Origin of the sequence: Andreprevotia chitinilytica DSM 18519 (assembly GCF_000711875.1) — a bacterium.
Classification (GTDB): Bacteria; Pseudomonadota; Gammaproteobacteria; order Burkholderiales; family Chitinibacteraceae; genus Andreprevotia; species Andreprevotia chitinilytica.
Map to the genome: position 1 here is coordinate 13912 of NZ_JONM01000025.1, position 17720 is coordinate 31631.

Consider the following 17720-nt stretch of genomic DNA (forward strand, 5'->3'; position numbering starts at 1 on the left):
GCAACGCGAAGCCCAGCATGGCTATTCATGCATGCACAGCAAATGTTGGGCTGCATTTCATTTAGCCCAACCTACTCACTGAAAACACCCGAGCAACTCCAACCGCACGGCAGCCAGCTTACAACCCGCGCCCATCGCCAGCGTATGCTTTCAGCATCTCTTTCTTTGCCCTGCGCCTGTCAGCGGCAAGGAGTCCAGCATGCTCGCAACCGCACTGGTTGCCCTGCTTGCCAGCAGCTCGCCCACCATCAACCCGGACGAACCCGCCGCACTGAAGCAGGAAATACAAGCAGCAGCCCAACTGGAAGGCCAGAACCCGTGGGCCGCAGCGGTACGGTACTGCCGTGCCGCCCGGCTTGGCGTGATCGAAGCGCAATACCGGCTCGGCATTCTCTATGCCTTTGGTGTCGGCGTGCCGGAAGACCGCCGAGCCGCCGCATCGCTATTCTCGGTGGCCGCACAGCAAGGCCATGCCGAAGCGCAGGTCATGCTGGAAACGATCCATTACAGCGCCGACGCCCTACCCGATTGCGTGCTGGCCGATGTGAATCCACCCCATGCCGAGCCTGAATTGACCGGCAATGCCAGCCTGGATCAGATTCTGGCGAGCCTGCCGCAAAAGAAGCGCTGGGTCGCGGCACTGGTGGAAAGGATGGCGACCTGGTACGAAGTCGACCCGCGCCTGGCACTATCGATTGCCACGGTCGAATCACGCTTCGAGCCCGGTGCGCGTTCGTCGATGAAGGCGATGGGGGTGATGCAGCTGATCCCGGCGACAGCCGACCGCTTCAACGTACGCGATGCCTACAACGCCAGCCAGAATATTCGCGGCGGCTTGCGCTATTTACGCTGGTTGCTGGATCGCTATCGCGGCGACGTGATGCTCGCCGCGGCCGGTTATAACGCGGGGGAAAAAGCAGTGGATCGGCATCACGGCATTCCGCCCTATGCCGAAACGCAGCAATACGTGCGCCGGGTGCATCAGCTTTATCCCTATGCCTTGCATCTGCCCGATGCCGGGCGTTGGTCCGGGCCACGGCCGTTTCAGGAAGTCAGCGCCGTCAAAAAACCGCTGCTCAAGAAACACGTGCGGCACCACCGCCGACCGTAGCTATTCGACGCATTGTTCCAATAGCGTCGGCAACACGTGCACTTGCAGCAGCGGGGCTAGCGCTACATGAGGCTGCGCCGGGTCGACCCACATCATCTCCTCGATTTCCGTCGCCAATGCCGGCTCGCCCAGCAAATCCCCGCGATATACCCGCGCCACAACTAGCCTGCCGACCTCATTCGCAGCCGGCGCAGTGAACGCTCCCAAGAACTGTAATGAGGCAGGGTCGACTTCGCAGCGCAGCTCTTCCTTCACTTCGCGCAGCAAACAAGCCACATCGGTTTCGCCCACTTCCGGCTTGCCGCCCGGCAGCATGAATAACCGCGTGCCACGTTTACGCACGGTGAGCAGGCGGGCGTTGCGGAGTGTGGCAAGGGCGATGACGTGGATTGGGGGCATGGCTGGGAATCTGGCGGTGGGATGAGATAGGGGCAGAAGTTATTCCCCCTTCGCGGTGGCGTGCGAATCTTTGATTCGTCCAGCCAGAGGGGCGAGGGGGAATTTTGATTCAACAGCAAGTTGCGTTTGCTAAGTGCCACTTTCCCCCATCAACGCCAGCATTGTGGCCTTTTTCTTCCTCAACCTGAAAGTCCACCGAAATCCCCCCTAGCCCCCCTTCCGCGAAGGGGGGGAACCCAAGCATTTGAAAGCCATTTAAAAGATCATGCCCCCTAAGCCGCCCGCAACACCTCAGCCTTGCTCGCCAACCGATGAAACGCGCGCTCGAAATACACCAGCCCATCGCCGCATTCCGTGACGGTGATCTCGTCCAGCACCACCAGATAGATCGAATGCGTGCCGACTTCGGTCACTTGCTCGATCCGGCCCTCCATCGAGGCCAGGCACCCATCCAGCACCGGCAGGCCATCGCGACCTTCGCGCCACGCCTCATGCGCGAAGCGGGCATCCATATCGATATCCGTCATGCCGGCGAAATGTCGTGCCACGATTTCCTGCTCGCCATTGAGCACATTAATGCACATGCGGCCGTTGGCTTTGAACACCGGATTCATCGCGCTATTGCGATTGATGCACGCCAACACCGTCGGCGGCGAATCCGTGACCGAACACACAGCCGTGGCGGTGATGCCGCAGCGGCCGGCTTCGCCCTGGGTAGTCAGCACGCTCACGGCAGCGGAAAACCGCGCCATCGCGTTGCGGAAGGTTTGTTTCATGGGATCTTGGATCGTCATGGCTGTTTCTCCTGGCATAGTTCTGCAAGCTGCCCGGCAAGCGCCGCTCACAAAACCCAACGTAGTGGTGCTGGCAAGGCGCGCGAAACGTAGACAGTACAAGTCGTACGGCAAGTGAGCGCAACGCAGCCAGCAGGGTTTTGTGAGTGGCGCTTATTGGCGGATGCGGTCGAGTGCGTTGATGTCATCCGGGTTGGTCAGATGCCCAACCGTCCAGCCGAATTCGTCGTAGTCAGACAAGCACTGATCGACCATGCCGATCATCCGCCCCAGGTTGCCGCTGCCCTGCGCATGCCGCAGGCACTGCAAGCGGATCTCGTCCTGATTGCCGGCGTAGTTGATCTCGTACAGCTCATGCCGGCCGCCGAACTCGGTGCCGATCGCATCCCACAGCAGCTTGAGAATCTTGATGCGCTGCTTGTAATCCATGCCGTTCGAGCCGCGCACGTATTGCTGCAGGTACTTGTCGACCTCTGGATTCTGGAAATCGCGCACGCTCGATGGCAGGTAGATCAGGCCGCTGGCAACCACCTGTTCGATGATCTTCTTGATCTCCGGGTATGCCTGCGGCGTGAGTACGCGATAGGACTGCAAGGCTTCGGTGCTCGGCAGCCAAGCGCCGTTTTTCCACGGTGTTGCCGCGCCATGCATGGCATCGGTCAGCGACCAGAATAGATTGCGCCACGCGAGGATTTCACCGACCGAGGCGGATACGCCGCGGAATTCCAGCGAACCGGTTGCCTCCAGCGCCTTCACCAGCAAGCCGGAGATGAAATCCAGCTTCACCGCCAACCGCGTGCAGCCCTGCATCGGGAACAAGCGGCCGAAACCACCCTGCGGGAACCATGCTCGGCAACGGTCGAAATCACGGTAGATCAGCACGTTTTCCCAAGGGATAAACACGTTATCCAGCACGAGAATGGCATCGTTTTCGTCGAAACGGCTGGAGAGCGGGTAATCGAACGGCGAACCGGCCACGCCTGCCGCCAGCTCGTAGGACGGCCGGCAGATCAGCTTCATGCCTTTGGTGTTCATCGGTGCGATGAACATCAGTGCGAAGTCGGTGTTGTCGCCCAGCACTTGCGCCGAGCCTTGGCCAACGAAGTTGTAGTGGGTCAGGGCCGAGTTGGTCGCGACCACTTTCGCGCCGCTCACGTAAATACCGGCTTCGGTTTCTTGCTGGATCGAGATATAGACATCACGCACCTGATCGACTGGTTTGTCGCGGTCGATCGGCGGATTGACGATGGCGTGATTCAGATACAGACACGCTTCCTGAATGCGCTTGTACCAGGTACGCGCGTTGGCTTCGTAGGGTCCGTAGAACTCCGGGTTCGCGCCCAGCGCGCAACCAAACGCCGCCTTGTAATCCGGCGAACGCCCCATCCAGCCGTAGGACAAGCGCGACCAGGCCGCGATGGCATCGCGCTGCTGGCGCAAGTCGTCGGCACTGCGGGCATAGCGGAAGAATTTGTGGGTATAGCCACCGTTGCCAGTATCGGTGTCCCAGCACAGTTCGTCTTTCGAGGCCGGGTCGTGCAAGGCGTCGTACAGCTTGGCCATCGATGCGGCGGCGTTACGGAACGCCGGATGGGTGGTGACATCGTGCACACGGTCGCCATAGATATAGATTTCGCGACCATCGCGCAGGCTGGCGAGGTATTCCGCGCCGGTAAACGGCCGCTTGGCGTCAGCGCGGAAATCTTCGGGATTGAGATGGATTTGTTCGGGCTTCATGTGGAACTCCAGACAGGTGAGCGGCGACGGAACAAACCGCGAGGCACCTACTGTAGTGACGCCGGTTGCCCGCTTGAATGGCAAAACCGGGTAATCGCTTGCACTTTCCGAGAGCCCAATCCGTGGACATGAAGTTTCGTAGGGCGGGTTAGCAGCTTGCTGCGTAACCCGCCGTATGTGCGATCTGCCACGGAATTGTCCGGCGGGTTACTCCCTGTCGCTGAGCGACGTTTACGTCGCTCAGCGACAGGGAGTAACCCGCCCTACAAAAGCAACCCGCGTAGCCCGGACGGCTTTGCCGGCCGGGGCAGCGGCATGAACAAACCACGGCTAGGACGTCACTTGCAATAACGCCACCCCGGCCGGCAAAGCCGTCCGGGCTACAGCGGGTGTAATCGCGAAGAAGCCTCAGTGCTTCGCTGCCGCAGCCGACCCCAGTCCGGTCATCGACCGCACAAACTGCGCCAGGAAGCGTCCGCGCTCCTCGTTGGCACGCTCGGACGTATCCAGCACCGAGAACAGCCACGCACAAGCAAAGCCGATCGGCATCGAGAACAGCACCGGGTTGGAGAACGGGAACAGCGGCTCGCTGTGCTTGAACACATCCACCCACACCGCCGGGCCGAGTACGATCAGGCCGACGGCCGAGACCAACCCGCCGATGCTGCTTGCCACCACCCCACGTGTGGTCAGGCCGCGCCAGAACATCGACAAGATCAATACAGGGAAATTGGCCGAGGCGGCAATCGACATCGCCAGCGTCGACATGAAGGCGATGTTCTGGCGCTCGAACAGCAGGCCCATGCAGATCGCAATCACGCCCAGCATGAGTGTTGCGCCGCGCGATACGCGCATTTCCGTCGCCTCGCTCGCCTTGCCTTTGCAGACCACCGATGCGTAAAGATCATGCGAAATGGCCGATGCGCCGGAGAGCGTCAATCCCGCCACCACCGCCAGAATCGTTGCAAACGACACCGCCGAGATGAAGCCGAGGAACACGTCGCCACCGACCACTTGTGCCAAGTGCACGGCCGCCATATTGCCACCACCGATCAACTTGCCGGCGGCATCCCGGAACTCGGGATTGGTGCTGACAAAGATGATCGCGCCGACGCCAATGGTGAAGCACAGCAGGTAGAAATAGCCGATCAAGCCCGTCGCAACGAACACCGATTTGCGCGCCTCTTGCGCATCTGCCACGGTGAAGAAGCGCATCAGGATGTGCGGTAGCGCGGCGGTGCCGAACAGCAATGCCACGGCAACCGAGAACACATCCACCGGCGATTTCACCATCAGGCCGGGCGCCATAATGGCGTCGCCCTTTGGATGGGTGGCAATAGCCGCGCGGAACAGTGTTTCGTAGCTGAATCCGAAATGCGCCAGCACCATGCCAGCCATGAAAGTCGCGCCGGAGATCAGCAACACCGCCTTGATCATCTGCACCCAGCTCGTGGCCAACATGCCGCCGAACATCACGTACAACACCATCAGCGTGCCGACCAGCAGTTCCGCCGACAGATAGCTGGTGCCAAACAGCAGTTGCACCAGCTTGCCCGCTCCGACCATTTGCGCGGTCAGATAGATGATGGTGACCGCCAGCGTGCACGTTGCCGCCACGATGCGCACCGGCTTTTGTGCCAACCGGAACGACACGACGTCGGCAAAGGTATAGCGACCAAGATTACGCAGCCGTTCTGCAATCACGAACAGGATGATCGGCCACGCCACCACCGTACCCAGCGCGTAGATCAAGCCATCGAAACCACTGGCGTAGATCAACGCGGATACGCCAAGGAAAGCGGCGGCAGACATGAAATCCCCAGCGATGGCGAGGCCGTTCTGCCAGCCGTTCAGGCCGCCGCCAGCAGTATAAAAATCCGCTGCCGAACGCGTGCGCCGGGCCGCCCACCAGGTAATCCCCAAGGTGAACAGCACGAACAGCAAGAACATGCCGATGGCGATCCAGTTGGTCGGCCGGGCCGTCACCGGCCCATCGATGGTGCCAGCAGCACAGGCCAGCGTTGGCAGCAGGGCAGCGAGGCCCGAGACGAAAACAGCAAGCGCGCGCTTCATACCTTTAGCTCCTTCAAGATACGCCGGGTCAGCGGCTCGATCTCGACCCGCATCCAGCGCACGTACAAGCCAGCGAAGACGAAGGACGACACGATCACCAGCACGCCAAGCAGAACGCCTAGCGTCACCACCGAAGCGCCCAGTGGCCTGCCCATGAGACCGGGTGCAAACGCCATCAGGCCGACAAAACCGAAATAGATGACCAGCATGACGGCAGTCATACCCCAAGACCCGCGTGACTTCCGGCGTACCAGCCGCTGAAAATCGGCGTTTTGCGCAATGCTGCGCAACTGAACATCGTTCATGGAAAGACTCCCCTCTTATCTAAATGGGCCTAACCCGGCCTAACCAGCCCAACCAGTCGGGCGCTGACAGGACTACGACTACGGTTCTGCCCGCTCACGAGGGCAGCTTGAAAACCGATTCAGGCTGCGGCCACAGCCGTTGCGGCACAGCCTGAATCGAACACGGTTTCACCGTGACCACGGCGAAAGTCACGCGGACTCACGCCGGCTTCACGGCTGAAGAAACGGGAAAAATAAGCCGGGTCGGTGTAGCCCAGCTCGTAAGCCACCTGGCTGACCGGGGCCAGGGAGAAGCACAGCAGACGCTTGGCCTCTTGCAGCAGGCGCTCATGAATCACCCGTTTGGACGGCATGCCCGCCACCCGCCGACAGATGTGATTGAGGCGGGTTTCGGTCACGCCGATCTCGGCGGCATAGCGGGTCAACGTCCAATGTTCGCGAAAGCGCGCCTCGATCAAGACATTGAAGCGCTGGAACAAGGCCAGCTCACAACCACGCACACGCGCATCGTCATCACCCCGATTCGCGCTACCTGCCAAGCGGAACAGGGTCAGGAAAACCATGCGCGCCAGCATGATCAGGCTGTCAGCCCGCCCGGCCCGCTCGCTCTCGAACTCATCGCTCAGCAAGCGGAACAAGCTAGAGAGCCGCGCACCTTCGGCCGGTACTTGAACAAGCTCTACGCAGGCCGGCTGCGCTGACCGCGGATCGCCATACCAATCACCAACTGTCGGCAACAAGGCCCAGATCAGCTCTTGTCGCACCGTGAGCACATAGCCCTCGCTATCCGATTCGGTCACAAACGCATGCGGCACCGTGGGCGGCGTCAGGACAATCAGCGGCGCACGCGCAATGTGGAAGCGGTCTTCCAGATTCAGGCGGATCTGTCCGGTCTCGAGGTAATGGACCTGGAAGTAGCGGTCATGCCAATGCACCGGCATGTTGCGGCCGAAGAAAGCCGCCAGCCGCGAAAACACCTCGCAATGCACGTCCATGTCGGCATAACGCTGGTCATAGACCTTGCCGATGTCGATGTTTGGAATCGGTGACTTGGCTACCGCGGCGTTCTTCATTGCACTCCCTTCCTTTGTGCTGCACCCACGAAACAATCCGCTCCCGCACCTGCCGAAACAAGCAGCCTCAGCATTTTATTAACATATTAATTTTATGAACGTTATTCCGAGATTTTATCGACACATATTGGTACTTTCCCGACGTCTACCCTGCCGGACAAAACATCCATGAAATGTGCACATGCAGCAATATTTCTTAAAAATTCCTCAAAAATACAAGGTTTAAAAAGGAAAAATTCCACCATAAGCACAATTTTCCTGCACGGCGCTTGACACGAACCGATGCAAAACTTTATAAATTTAACATATTAATATTTTTCAGATTCGAGCACCCAATGAGACAAGGAAAGATCCTGTTGGCGCAGCAGGCAGTCGACGTCGCAACAACAGCAACCGGCATCACCCGGCTCGATGACGGCCGCGAAGTCAGTAGTGACGTGGTGCAGTGGCTGCCACCGGTCAGCGGCACGGTGTTCGGTGTGGCGCTGAATGACACCGGCCAGCGCGCGGCCTGGAATTCACGGTTCTACGACGCGCCCTACAAGACGCCACCGAAAACGCCAGTGTTGTTCGTCAAGCCGGCCAATACCCATACCGGGCACAACACTGCCGTGGCGCTGCCGGAAGATGGCTCGCCGATTCAGAGTGGCGGCGCACTCGGCGTGGTGATTGGCCAACGCGCCCGCCACATCACGGCGGAAAACGCCGGGCAGGTGATTGCCGGCTACACCATCGTCAACGAACTCAGCCTGCCGGAAGACAGCGTTTACCGGCCGGCGATCAAGGCGAAATGCCGCGACGGTTTCTGCCCTATCGGCCCTCTCGTCACCCCCGCCGCCGCCATCACCAACCCGCACGGGCTGGAAGTGCGCACCTACGTGAACGGCGAATTGAGCGGCATCGCCAACACACACGATTTCCTGCGGCCGATCGGCGAATTGATCGCCTTCATCAGCAGCTTCATCACGCTCAATCCGGGCGACCTGATCATTTGTGGGCCAGCCGCGCCGCGCATCGATCTAGCTGCCGGCGATACCGTCGCCATTGAAATCGACGGGCTTGGCCGCCTGGAAAACCACATTGTTGCCAGCCCGTTTGCCACCACAGGGGAAACCGCATGAAACGCGCCCGCATCCACTGGCAAGGCCAGGCCTACGACGTAACGGTGGGCGACGACAACCGCGTCACCTTGCCCGATGGCCGCACGCTGGCCGAAACCGAAGTGCAATGGCTGCCGCCCGCTAGCGGCACGATCTTCGCGCTCGGCCTCAACTACGCCGACCACGCCGCCGAACTCGCCTTCAAGGCGCCGACCGAGCCGCTGGTGTTCATCAAGGCGCCGAACACGCTCACCGGCCATCGCCAAGTCTCGGTGCGGCCGGACAACGTCGAATACATGCATTACGAAGCCGAGCTGGTGGTGGTGATCGGCAAGACGGCCCGCAACGTAAAGCGTGAAGACGCCATGGCCTATGTCGGTGGCTACACCGTCTGCAACGACTATGCCGTGCGCGATTTCCTCGAGAACTACTACCGCCCCAATTTGCGGGTGAAGAGCCGCGACACGCTCACCCCGATCGGCCCGTGGATCGTCGATGCCGCCGACGTGGCCGACCCCGGCAACCTCACGCTGCGCACCTATGTGAATGGCGAGCTACGCCAGCAAGGCAGCACGCGTGACCTGATTTTCGACATTCCCTACCTGATCGAATACCTGTCCGGTTTCATGACGCTCTCCCCCGGCGACATGATCGCCACCGGCACGCCGGAAGGGCTGGCGGACGTGAAGCCCGGCGACGAAGTCATCGTCGAGGTCGAACAGGTCGGCCGTCTCGTCAACCACATCGTCAGCGAAGCCGACTACGAGGCAACGCTTTCCGTCTCTGCACAGGAGCAACAAGCATGATCAAGCACTGGATCAACGGCCGCGAAGTTGAAAGCGCGGAGGTGTTCGAAACCCTCAACCCGGCCACTGGCGAAGTCATCGCCGAAGTCGCCGCTGGCGGCGCGGAAGAAATCAACGCTGCCGTTGCAGCCGCCAAGGAAGCTTTCCCGAAATGGTCGAACACCCCCGCCAAGGAACGCGCCAAGGTGATGCGCAAACTGGGCGAGCTGATCGACAAGAACGTGCCGCAACTGGCAGAGCTGGAAACGCTGGATACCGGCCTGCCGATCCACCAGACCCGCAACGTGCTGATCCCGCGCGCCTCGCACAACTTCGATTTCTTCGCCGAAGTCTGCACCCGCATGGATGGCCGCACCTACCCGGTGGACGACCAGATGCTCAACTACACGCTCTACCAGCCGGTGGGCGTGTGCGGGCTGGTGTCGCCGTGGAACGTGCCATTCATGACCGCCACGTGGAAGACCGCGCCATGCTTGGCGCTCGGTAACACCGCCGTGCTGAAGATGTCCGAACTCTCGCCGCTGACCGCCAATGAGTTGGGCCGGCTGGCACTCGAAGCCGGCGTACCGCCGGGCGTGCTCAACGTGGTGCAGGGCTATGGCGCAACGGCCGGTGATGCGCTGGTTCGTCATCATGACGTGCGCGCCATCTCGTTCACAGGCGGCACGGCCACCGGTCGCAAGATCATGCAATCGGCTGGTATCAAGAAATACTCGATGGAGCTGGGCGGCAAATCGCCGGTGCTGATCTTCAACGACGCCGACGTCGGCCGCGCGCTCGATGCCGCGCTGTTCACCATCTTCTCGCTCAATGGCGAACGCTGCACCGCGGGCTCGCGCATCTTCATTCAGGAAGGCATCTACAAGGAATTCGTCGCCGAATTCGCTGCCCGCGCCAAGCGCATCCTCGTTGGCGACCCGCAAGACCCGAAGACGCAAGTCGGCTCGATGATCACCCGCCAGCACTACGACAAGGTCACCGGCTACATCAAAATCGGCATCGAAGAAGGTGCCAACCTCGTCGCGGGTGGTCTGGACCGCCCGGCTGGCCTGCCGGCGCATCTGGCCAAGGGCAACTTCATCCAGCCGACCGTGTTCGCGGATGTGGATAACCGCATGCGTATCGCGCAGGAAGAAATCTTCGGCCCGGTGGTCTGCCTGATTCCGTTCAAGGACGAAGCCGATGCGCTACGGCTGGCCAACGACGTCGAATACGGCCTCGCTTCCTACATCTGGACCCAGGACGTCGGCAAGGCCCACCGCCTCGCCCGTGGCATCGAGGCCGGCATGGTGTTCATCAACAGCCAGAACGTGCGCGACCTGCGCCAGCCGTTTGGCGGCGTGAAGGCATCGGGCACCGGGCGTGAGGGCGGTGAATACAGCTTCGAGGTGTTCGCGGAGATCAAGAACGTGTGTATCTCGATGGGCGGCCACCACATCCCCCGCTGGGGCCTCTAAGCGTATTGCGCTTTCGGGCGCTCGCTTTGTCGTTGGCCGCTTGCCGTACGAGTTTGTACTGTCTGCGCGGCCACTTCGCGCGAGCACCCGAAATCACAACACGCTTCCCTCGTTAGCTGGATACCCCTGTAGGAGCGAGCTTGTGCCCCGCAAGCGTGCGATGCCTTGGCATCGCTCAGCGTGGAAATACCCTTGGGGTGCTCGCGATAGCGCCATTTCAGACCTCGCCATCGCGAGCAAGCTCGCTCCTACAAAAACCTCTACTCCGTTGAGTAACAAATCACCGGTGCAAACACCGGCAGATGGAGAGTCAGAATCATGGGCAAGTTGGCACTCGCAGCAAAGATTACCCACGTCCCGTCGATGTATTTGTCCGAGCTACCCGGCCCCAATAATGGCTGCCGCAAGGCCGCTATCGATGGCCATAAGGAGATCGGTCGCCGCTGTCGTGAACTGGGCGTGGATACCATCGTCGTGTTCGATACGCATTGGCTGGTGAATAGCGCCTACCACATCAACTGCGGCGAATGGTTCGAGGGCATCTACACCAGCAACGAGCTACCGCATTTCATCAAGGACTTGCGCTTCGCCTACCCCGGCAACCCGCAACTCGGCCGGCGCATCGCCGAATTCGCTGTCGAGCGCGGCGTGCGGGCACAAGCGCACAACATTCCGAGCCTGGAGCTGGAATACGGCACGCTGGTGCCGATGCGCTACATGAATGAAGACCAGCACTTCAAGGTCATCTCCATCGCGGCGTGGTGCAATGCCCACGAGCTGGAAGACAGCAAGCGCTTTGGCGAAGCAGTGAAAGACGCCATCGACGCCTACGACGGCACGGTGGCCGTGCTCGCCAGCGGCTCGCTCTCGCACACCTTCATCCCCGACCGCATCGCCTTGGGCAACATGAATAACTACACGCGCGAATTCGATCGGCAGGTGGACATGCACGTAGTCGAGTTGTGGCAGCAAGGCCGCTTCAAGGAGTTCTGCGCAATGCTGCCCGACTACGCCAGTTGCTGTAACGGCGAAGGCAAGATGCACGACACCGCGATGCTGCTGGGCTTGCTGGGCTGGGATAGTTATGACCAACCAGTCGAAATCATCACCGACCTGTTCCCCAGCTCCGGCACCGGCCAGATCAACGCCGTGTTCCCGGTCTGACCTGCACCAACGAAGGAATCCCCATGCCGCACTTCATCGCCGAATGCACCGACAACCTGCGCGAATCCGCTGATCTGCCGGGCCTGTTCGAAAAAGTCCACACCTACCTCGCCGGCACTAGCCTGTTCCCGCTCGGCGGCATCCGTAGCCGAGCCATCTGGCTGGATACCTGGCGCATGGCAGATGGGGCCAAGATCGATGGCAAAGACGATTACGCCTTCGCGCACATGACACTGAAGATCGGCCATGGCCGCAGCATCGAAGACCGCAAGCGGGTTGGTGAAGAACTGTTCGCGCTCATCAAGGCGCACTTCGCGCCGATCAGTGCCGAGCGCTATCTGGCGCTGTCGTTCGAGATCACCGAATTGCATGCCGAGCTGAACTACAAGCAAAACAACGTTCACGACCGGTTTCGTTAGGCGCGGTTAACAAAAGCCTGCTGGCTGCGTTGCGCTTGCTTGCCGTACTAAACGTACTGTCTGCGCGGCGCGCGCCTTGCCAGCACCGCTTCGCTGACTTTTGTTAACCGCGCCGCCGCCCCGCCTGAAATTGGCAATGGAGAACACCGCACCATGACTCTCAAACTGAACAACCCCGCCCTGCTGCAGCACAACGCCTACATCAACGGCCAATGGGTGCCTGCCGACGACGGTCGCACCTTCGATGTGCTCGATCCGGCCAGCGGTGCATGCATTACCCGCGTCGCCGCAGTTGGCACACAGGAAACCCGCCGGGCCATTGCCGCCGCGTCGGATGCATTGCCAGCATGGCGTGCGCTCACCGCGCAAGCCCGCGCCAACCTGCTACTGAAATGGTACGAGTTGCTACTGGAGAATCAGGAAGACCTCGCCCGCCTGCTGAGCGCCGAACAAGGCAAGCCACTGGCAGAAAGCCGGGGCGAAATTGCCTACGGCGCGAGCTTCATCCAGTGGTTCGCCGAGGAAGGCAAACGCGCTTACGGCGAGACCATTCCAACGCCCGCCAGCAACAAGCGACTGGTCACCATCAAGCAGCCGATTGGCGTGGTTGCTGCGATTACACCGTGGAATTTCCCCAATGCCATGATCACCCGCAAGGTCGGCCCGGCGCTGGCGGCTGGCTGCACCGTGGTGCTCAAACCGGCGACGGAAACGCCGTTGTCCGCCTTGGCAATGGCGGTGCTGGCCGAACAAGCCGGCATCCCGGCGGGGGTGTTCAACATCGTGACGGGCAACCGCTCCAGCGAGATCGGCGGCGAACTCACCGCCAATCCGACGGTGCAGAAACTCACCTTCACCGGCTCGACCCGGGTTGGCAAGTTGCTGATGGCGCAATGTGCCGAGACGATCAAGAAGGTGTCGCTCGAACTCGGCGGCAACGCGCCGTTCATCGTGTTCGATGACGCCGATCTGGATGCCGCCGTCGAAGGCGCGCTGGCTTCCAAATTCCGCAATACCGGCCAGACCTGCGTCTGCGCCAATCGCCTGTTGGTGCAGGACAGCGTTTACGATGCCTTTGCAGAGAAACTCGCCGCTGCAGTACGCCGTTTTGAAGCCGGCCCGGCACTGGAAGGCGCATTCCAGCAAGGCCCGCTGATCAATCAGGCGGCCGTCAACAAAGTGACCGAGCACATTGCCGATGCACTCGCCAAAGGCGCGAAGGTGCTGACGGGTGGCGAGCCGCATGCCCGCGGCGGCAACTTCTTCCAGCCGACCGTGCTGGCCGGCGTCACCGCCGACATGCTCGTCGCCAAGGAAGAAACCTTCGGCCCGCTCGCGCCGCTATTCCGCTTCAAGGATGAAGCCGAAGCCATCCGCCTCGCCAACGACACCGAGTTCGGCCTCGCCGGCTATTTCTACAGCCGCGACATCGGCCGCATCTGGCGCGTGGCCGAGGCATTGGAAGTCGGCATGGTGGGTGTGAACGAAGGACTGATCTCGACCGAAGTCGCGCCGTTCGGGGGCGTCAAGTCATCTGGTCTGGGACGAGAAGGATCGAAGCATGGTCTCGATGACTATCTGGAGATCAAATACATCTGCTTCGGCGGCATTAACCAATAAGCGCCTTAACAAGGCAGTTCTTCTCCCTCTTTGCAAAGAGGGCCGCGATGGATTTCGAAGTCATTGCTTGTGAAATGCCGCAGAAATCCCCCCTAGCCCCCTCTGCCTGTACGAATCAAAAGATTCGCACGGCACAAAAAGGGGGGGATGACGGCGCAAGACCTTGCTCACAAAAGCTTGGCACGAGCGCCAAACCAAACAGGAACCAATATGCTCGATCCATCCATCATCCGTGATGCCGCCAGCCGCCTGCATCAAGCCGAAAAAAGCCGCGAACAGATTCGCCAGCTCTCGCTCGACCATCCCGAGATCACCATCGAGGATGCCTACGCGATCCAGCGCACGTGGGTGGACATGAAGCTGGCCGAAGGCCGCACCGTCAAAGGCCACAAGATCGGCCTGACCTCCAAGGCGATGCAGTACACCTCGCAGATCGACGAGCCGGACTACGGCACCTTGCTGGACGACATGTTCTTCGCCGATGGCGGCAGCATCCCGACCGACCGCTTCATCGTGCCGCGCCTCGAAGTCGAGCTGGCCTTCATCCTCGGCAAGCCGCTCAAGGGGCCGAACGTCACCTTGTTCGATGTCTATAACGCGACCGAATACGTGGTGCCGGCGCTGGAAATCATCGATGCCCGCAGCCAATCGATCGACCCGGACAGTAAACGCCCGCGCAAGGTGTTCGACACCATTGCCGACAATGCCGCCAATGCGGGCGTGGTACTTGGCGGCCGACCGATTCGGCCGGATGAGCTCGATCTGCGCTGGGTCAGCGCAATCTGTTATCGCAACGGCGTGATCGAGGAATCCGGCGTTGCGGCGGCCGTGCTCAACCATCCGGCCAATGGCGTGGCGTGGCTGGCCAACAAGCTCGCGCCGTTCGATGTCGAGCTCAAGCCGGGGCAGGTCATTCTGGGTGGATCGTTCACCCGCCCGGTACATGCGCGTCCTGGCGATACGTTTCATGTGGACTATGGCCCGCTGGGGGCGATCAGCTGCCATTTCATTTGAGTGGCCCGGCATTTTTATTCCCTCGCCCATTTATGGGAGAGGGTTAGGGAGAGGGTGCTTGAAACAACAGTGCGCTTGGCACCCCCCCCCCCCCCGCCCCTCTCCCATAAATGGGCGAGGGGAGAAACCCGCCAGCGATATTTGGAACGGCACCTAGGAATCCGCCCATGCAACTCCCCATCAATCCCTTCAAACGCGCCATCCAGCACGGCCAAACCCAGATCGGCCTCTGGCTGGGCCTGTGCGACCCCTACTGCGCCGAACTGCTGGCCGGTGCCGGCTTCGACTGGCTCTTGATCGACGGCGAACACGCACCCAACGACGTGCGGACCATCCTCGCGCAGCTACAAGCCATCGCGCCCTACCCCGCTCACCCCATCGTGCGCCCGCCGTGGAATGACCCGGTGCGCATCAAGCAGTTGCTGGATATCGGCGTGCAAACCCTGCTGCTGCCGATGGTGCAATCGGCTGACGAGGCACGGCTGGCCGTCGCCGCCACCCGTTATCCGCCGGAAGGCATCCGCGGAGTCGGCAGTGCGCTTGCTCGCGCTTCGCGCTGGAACCGCGTCGATGGTTACCTGAAAAACGTGTCGGATGAATTGTGCGTGCTGGTGCAGATCGAAACGCGCCAAGGTCTGGCGGAGCTGGATGCGATCCTCACCGTGGATGGCGTCGATGGGGTGTTCATCGGCCCGGCGGATCTATCCGCCGACATGGGCCATCTCGGCAATCCGGGCCACCCGGATGTACAAGCTGCCATTACCGACGCCATCCGCCGCATCCGCTCTGCCGATAAGGCAGCCGGGATTCTGTGCGCGGATGAAGCACTGGCGCGGCATTACATCGAACTGGGTGCAACCTTCGTGGCGGTCGGTGTCGATACCACCTTGCTGGCCCGGCAGGCGGAGGCGCTCGCCAAGCGGTTCAAACCAGCAGCTCATCCGACTACCGCGCCAGCTTCTCCGAATGGGCCTTCGGTGTACTGATCAAGCCGGCACGGTGTGGTGGTAGGTAGTAGGGCGCAATGCCCTGCGGGGATTGCGCCCTACTCATGGGACCGAGGAGAGCGCCCTACCCCCGCGCAATCGCCAACACCGGCCCGATATCCACGTAGTCGATCTGGTTCGGATTCAGGAACAGGTCGGCGTATTCCTTCCACACCCCTTCCTTGACGAATACTTCGAACAGATCCGGGTCGACGTGGTGATCGTTGCACATGCGGGCAAGGATGGTGAGCGCTTGCGATAGCTTCATGCCAGGCTTGTACGGCCGGTCGCGCGCGGTGAGCGCTTCGAAAATATCCGCAATCCCCATGATGCGGGCCTGCACACTCATCTGCTCACGCGTCAGGCCACGTGGGTAGCCTTTGCCGTCCATGCGTTCGTGGTGGCCACCAGCATATTCGGGTACGTTTTTCAGGTATCGCGGCCACGGCAGTGCTTCGAGCATCTGGATGGTGACGACGATGTGGTGATTGATGATCTCCCGCTCGGCATCGTTAAGCGTGCCTTTGCGGATAGAGAGATTGCCCAGCTCTTCGGCTGTGAGCAGCGGCTGCTGCGTGCCATCCGGGCCGCGCCACTGGCGGGCAGCAATCGCTGCAATCCGCTCGACCGCCTGATCACTCAGGAACTCGCCGCCGATATTCACTTGCCGGATGAACTCACGCTCCTCATCCAGTTGCATCAGCAGCGCTTGGTAGGTCGGCTCGTCCAGCTCACCCTTGAGCCGGGCAATTTCCACATCGCGCTTGAGGACTTCGAAGCGGGTATCGACCAAGCCGATGCGATCGACAATGGTTTGCAGCTTGGTCGCCTTGTCGACCACGTGCACCGGCGTCGTCACCTTGCCGCAATCGTGCAGCAGGCCGGCTATTTTCAACTCATAGCGGTCTCGCTCGGTCAGACTGAAACCTGCGAGCGGCCCCTCTTTCACCTTGCTCGCCGCATCGGCCAGCAGCATGGTCAGCACCGGCACACGTTGGCAATGGCCGCCGGTATAGGGCGATTTATCGTCAATGGCCAAGTTGATCAAACCGATGAAGGCTTCGAACAGCGTTTCCAGTGACTGGATCAACTGGCGATTGGTCAACGCAATCGCCGCCTGCGACGCCAACGATTCAACCAGGTGCTGGCTGTCGTCGGAAAAGCCGATCACGCGGCCATCTTTGTCTTGGGCATTGATGAGCTGTAGTGCGCCAATGACTTCGCCTTCATGATTCTTCATCGGCACGCACAAGAAGGATTGCGAGTGGTAGCCGTTGGCGGCGTCGAAGCGCTTGGTGCCGGAGAAGTCGTAGCCCTCTTCGGTGTAGGCATCCTCGATATTGATGGTACGGTTCTGATTGACCGCACAGGCGACGACGTTGTTGAGGTTGGGCTTGCCGTCTTCGTGCATGAGCGGCACCGGTGGCAGCTTGGCCGGCTTGCCTGACGTACCACCGAGCGCAATACCGAGCGATTCGGTCATCACGATCTCGAACTTGAGCGCGTCGTTTTCCACCCGGTACAGCGTGCCGGCATCCGCATTCGACAGCTCGCGCGCAGCAGACAGGATGCGCTCCATCAAGCGGTTGATGTCAGTTTCGCGGGACAGCGCAATGCCAATGGTGTTGAGGGCTTCCAGCTGGCGGTGCAGATTTTTCATGC

Annotated in this window: 16 protein-coding genes; 9 read left to right on the forward strand and 7 right to left on the reverse strand. The window is 60.8% G+C overall.

Going from position 1 to position 17720, the window contains the following annotated elements:
* The first annotated feature begins 199 nt into the window (after window positions 1-199).
* On the forward strand, window positions 200-1111 hold the full coding sequence (locus BR41_RS18945; RefSeq protein ID WP_084187423.1) for a lytic transglycosylase domain-containing protein: 912 nt from the start codon (window positions 200-202) through the stop codon (window positions 1109-1111).
* On the opposite strand, the gene BR41_RS18950 is transcribed toward BR41_RS18945, so the two are convergent.
* The 6 genes from BR41_RS18950 to hpaA all read right to left on the reverse strand — a co-directional run bounded on the left by BR41_RS18950 (window position 1112) and on the right by hpaA (window position 7492).
* Complete coding sequence (locus BR41_RS18950) at window positions 1112-1510, reverse strand: NUDIX hydrolase (protein WP_035060187.1); 399 nt, start codon at window positions 1508-1510, stop codon at window positions 1112-1114.
* 272 nt (window positions 1511-1782) lie between these two features.
* On the reverse strand, window positions 1783-2304 hold the full coding sequence (gene hpaC / locus BR41_RS18955; RefSeq protein ID WP_035060188.1) for a 4-hydroxyphenylacetate 3-monooxygenase, reductase component: 522 nt from the start codon (window positions 2302-2304) through the stop codon (window positions 1783-1785).
* A 153-nt stretch (window positions 2305-2457) separates the two neighbouring features.
* Window positions 2458-4041, reverse strand: coding sequence for a 4-hydroxyphenylacetate 3-monooxygenase, oxygenase component (gene hpaB, locus BR41_RS18960; RefSeq protein WP_035060190.1), 1584 nt, complete (start codon window positions 4039-4041; stop codon window positions 2458-2460).
* 408 nt (window positions 4042-4449) lie between these two features.
* Complete coding sequence (locus tag BR41_RS18965; protein ID WP_035060193.1) at window positions 4450-6114, reverse strand: cation acetate symporter; 1665 nt, start codon at window positions 6112-6114, stop codon at window positions 4450-4452.
* On the reverse strand, window positions 6111-6419 hold the full coding sequence (locus BR41_RS18970) for a DUF485 domain-containing protein (RefSeq protein ID WP_035060195.1): 309 nt from the start codon (window positions 6417-6419) through the stop codon (window positions 6111-6113). The genes BR41_RS18965 and BR41_RS18970 overlap by 4 nt, the downstream gene beginning before the upstream one ends.
* Window positions 6420-6538: 119 nt before the next feature.
* Complete coding sequence (gene hpaA, locus BR41_RS18975) at window positions 6539-7492, reverse strand: 4-hydroxyphenylacetate catabolism regulatory protein HpaA (protein ID WP_051711371.1); 954 nt, start codon at window positions 7490-7492, stop codon at window positions 6539-6541.
* 335 nt (window positions 7493-7827) lie between these two features.
* Here hpaA and BR41_RS18980 point away from each other — a divergent pair, with 335 nt between their 5' ends.
* The 8 genes from BR41_RS18980 to hpaI all read left to right on the forward strand — a co-directional run bounded on the left by BR41_RS18980 (window position 7828) and on the right by hpaI (window position 16058).
* Window positions 7828-8613, forward strand: coding sequence for a fumarylacetoacetate hydrolase family protein (locus BR41_RS18980; protein WP_156970797.1), 786 nt, complete (start codon window positions 7828-7830; stop codon window positions 8611-8613).
* Window positions 8610-9398: a fumarylacetoacetate hydrolase family protein gene (locus BR41_RS18985; protein ID WP_035060197.1), complete on the forward strand. Its 789-nt coding sequence runs from the start codon at window positions 8610-8612 to the stop codon at window positions 9396-9398. The genes BR41_RS18980 and BR41_RS18985 overlap by 4 nt, the downstream gene beginning before the upstream one ends.
* Window positions 9395-10855 carry a 5-carboxymethyl-2-hydroxymuconate semialdehyde dehydrogenase gene (gene hpaE / locus BR41_RS18990; protein WP_035060199.1) on the forward strand — a complete coding sequence of 487 codons (1461 nt, stop codon included), beginning with the start codon at window positions 9395-9397 and terminating at the stop codon, window positions 10853-10855. Before BR41_RS18985 ends, hpaE begins: the two co-directional genes overlap by 4 nt.
* A 318-nt stretch (window positions 10856-11173) precedes the next feature.
* Window positions 11174-12019: a 3,4-dihydroxyphenylacetate 2,3-dioxygenase gene (gene hpaD / locus BR41_RS18995; RefSeq protein WP_035060201.1), complete on the forward strand. Its 846-nt coding sequence runs from the start codon at window positions 11174-11176 to the stop codon at window positions 12017-12019.
* A 23-nt stretch (window positions 12020-12042) separates the two neighbouring features.
* The gene (locus tag BR41_RS19000) at window positions 12043-12438 is read left to right on the forward strand and encodes a tautomerase family protein (protein ID WP_035060204.1); all 396 of its coding nucleotides are present in this window, start codon (window positions 12043-12045) and stop codon (window positions 12436-12438) included.
* Window positions 12439-12591: 153 nt separating this feature from the next.
* On the forward strand, window positions 12592-14058 hold the full coding sequence (locus BR41_RS19005; RefSeq protein ID WP_035060206.1) for an NAD-dependent succinate-semialdehyde dehydrogenase: 1467 nt from the start codon (window positions 12592-12594) through the stop codon (window positions 14056-14058).
* A 210-nt stretch (window positions 14059-14268) separates the two neighbouring features.
* Entirely contained in the window at window positions 14269-15072 is an 804-nt protein-coding gene (hpaH, locus tag BR41_RS19010) for a 2-oxo-hept-4-ene-1,7-dioate hydratase (RefSeq protein ID WP_035060209.1), read from the forward strand.
* A 167-nt stretch (window positions 15073-15239) separates the two neighbouring features.
* Window positions 15240-16058, forward strand: coding sequence for a 4-hydroxy-2-oxoheptanedioate aldolase (hpaI, locus tag BR41_RS19015; protein ID WP_035060211.1), 819 nt, complete (start codon window positions 15240-15242; stop codon window positions 16056-16058).
* Window positions 16059-16143: 85 nt separating this feature from the next.
* On the opposite strand, the gene BR41_RS19020 is transcribed toward hpaI, so the two are convergent.
* Window positions 16144-17718, reverse strand: coding sequence for an HD domain-containing phosphohydrolase (locus BR41_RS19020; RefSeq protein ID WP_035060214.1), 1575 nt, complete (start codon window positions 17716-17718; stop codon window positions 16144-16146).
* Between the last annotated feature and the right edge of the window lie 2 nt (window positions 17719-17720).

Bases quoted from the DNA above. Each gene is read 5' to 3' on its own strand.
- BR41_RS18945 (WP_084187423.1), top strand. From the start codon at position 200: ATGCTCGCAACCGCACTGGTTGCCCTGCTTGCCAGCAGCTCGCCCACC.
- BR41_RS18950 (WP_035060187.1), bottom strand. From the start codon at position 1,510: ATGCCCCCAATCCACGTCATCGCCCTTGCCACACTCCGCAACGCCCGC.
- hpaC (WP_035060188.1), bottom strand. From the start codon at position 2,304: ATGACGATCCAAGATCCCATGAAACAAACCTTCCGCAACGCGATGGCG.
- hpaB (WP_035060190.1), bottom strand. From the start codon at position 4,041: ATGAAGCCCGAACAAATCCATCTCAATCCCGAAGATTTCCGCGCTGAC.
- BR41_RS18965 (WP_035060193.1), bottom strand. From the start codon at position 6,114: ATGAAGCGCGCGCTTGCTGTTTTCGTCTCGGGCCTCGCTGCCCTGCTG.
- BR41_RS18970 (WP_035060195.1), bottom strand. From the start codon at position 6,419: ATGAACGATGTTCAGTTGCGCAGCATTGCGCAAAACGCCGATTTTCAG.
- hpaA (WP_051711371.1), bottom strand. From the start codon at position 7,492: ATGAAGAACGCCGCGGTAGCCAAGTCACCGATTCCAAACATCGACATC.
- BR41_RS18980 (WP_156970797.1), top strand. From the start codon at position 7,828: ATGAGACAAGGAAAGATCCTGTTGGCGCAGCAGGCAGTCGACGTCGCA.
- BR41_RS18985 (WP_035060197.1), top strand. From the start codon at position 8,610: ATGAAACGCGCCCGCATCCACTGGCAAGGCCAGGCCTACGACGTAACG.
- hpaE (WP_035060199.1), top strand. From the start codon at position 9,395: ATGATCAAGCACTGGATCAACGGCCGCGAAGTTGAAAGCGCGGAGGTG.
- hpaD (WP_035060201.1), top strand. From the start codon at position 11,174: ATGGGCAAGTTGGCACTCGCAGCAAAGATTACCCACGTCCCGTCGATG.
- BR41_RS19000 (WP_035060204.1), top strand. From the start codon at position 12,043: ATGCCGCACTTCATCGCCGAATGCACCGACAACCTGCGCGAATCCGCT.
- BR41_RS19005 (WP_035060206.1), top strand. From the start codon at position 12,592: ATGACTCTCAAACTGAACAACCCCGCCCTGCTGCAGCACAACGCCTAC.
- hpaH (WP_035060209.1), top strand. From the start codon at position 14,269: ATGCTCGATCCATCCATCATCCGTGATGCCGCCAGCCGCCTGCATCAA.
- hpaI (WP_035060211.1), top strand. From the start codon at position 15,240: ATGCAACTCCCCATCAATCCCTTCAAACGCGCCATCCAGCACGGCCAA.
- BR41_RS19020 (WP_035060214.1), bottom strand. From the start codon at position 17,718: ATGAAAAATCTGCACCGCCAGCTGGAAGCCCTCAACACCATTGGCATT.